Annotated in this window: 1 protein-coding gene; it reads right to left on the reverse strand. The window is 43.9% G+C overall.

All coding sequences use genetic code 11. From position 1 onward, the window contains the following. Positions 1 to 373: 373 nt before the first annotated feature. A partial coding sequence (locus tag V5E99_RS30910) for a hypothetical protein (RefSeq protein ID WP_499806310.1) occupies positions 374 to 1,179 on the reverse strand: 806 nt, incomplete at its 5' end.

Here is a 1,179-nt window from a genome sequence, read left to right on the forward strand (position 1 = left end):
ATGCGAACCTTGATATTCACCGAGCTGCTAAACCCGATCGCTGATGGGTCAGCGACCCGCAAACGATAAAACCCGGGTCCAAGGCGCACAAGCCGGCGGATTCTGGCGTAGGTGTAGGCAATGGAGCAAGGTGTTGTAGCTTTCATCAGGTAACACGACGGCTTGTTAAACAAGAGCGTTAAACATCACGAAAACCTGTGAGAGCGGGTTTGCTGTGCCCCACAGGTAATCGTGTGTTTTTTGACCCATTAATTGCACTCGCCATCGTACGTGTTGCGTTGGTTATTTACTTTATTCGCGCTGCAGTGCAAAAAACTATTAGCTCTTCTTTTTAATGCTGTTTCGATCATCTATTTTTCAAATGTGAAATCATCTAGCGCGAAAAAAAACCAGTGACTCTAATGAATTTAATTCCTGTTGCGGAAAAAGTTACTTTCACCTTTTGATAATTCGGGGGTAGGGTTATGATGGGTTTTTCTCCCAGTAAATTATTGTCTGCATCAAAATACTGGGCTTTACATAAATGTACATCTGAACCTACATATTGATTTTCGTAAGCCCAAAAGGATACTGATGAGCATTTTGATTTTAGCTCAAAAAATAATCCGACAGTTTCGGCGGGGAAGTCGGGGGGCACGGAGAGTTCGAATAGGGGGAGAGAGATAGCAGCTCCGATACAATTTCCATCAAAGTCCAGCAAAATATATTTCGCCGGTAAAATCGCTGCAACATTAACCGGAGGCGATTCAGGAATGCGCGATATAAACATGGAAGGGGTTTCCGTTCTTAAATTTATTTCGATAAATTGAGTTGGAATACTCTCAAAATCTTCCGAAGTCACAAACGGCGCAGAACCAATCTTTACTTCGTTTTTCGGGAAATCGATAAGATCTAGTGAGTCACTGCTATCGTTGAAAGTAACTTTTAACTCCGTCACTAACTGACTATCTTTTTTCAATTTCTCAAGTTCACTGCGTGCGAGTACCGCACTCAGTCCATTAGTCACCTCCGCTGCACTGACACTTTTATTGTCCAGCAGTGAAATAACTAACGGGCTCCCATTTTCCTGAGTCCCCACACAACGCAATGACACTTTTTGCCCCACGGCCATCCACGGGGTCCAAGGCTTAATTTTTACAGTGGCGTTGCCGGCAAAAGAATCCAGATCCAAGACATCCG

The sequence above is a fragment of the Janthinobacterium sp. LPB2021202312-11-4 genome (genome assembly GCF_037049705.1).
Lineage (GTDB): Bacteria > Pseudomonadota > Gammaproteobacteria > Pseudomonadales > Pseudomonadaceae > Aquipseudomonas.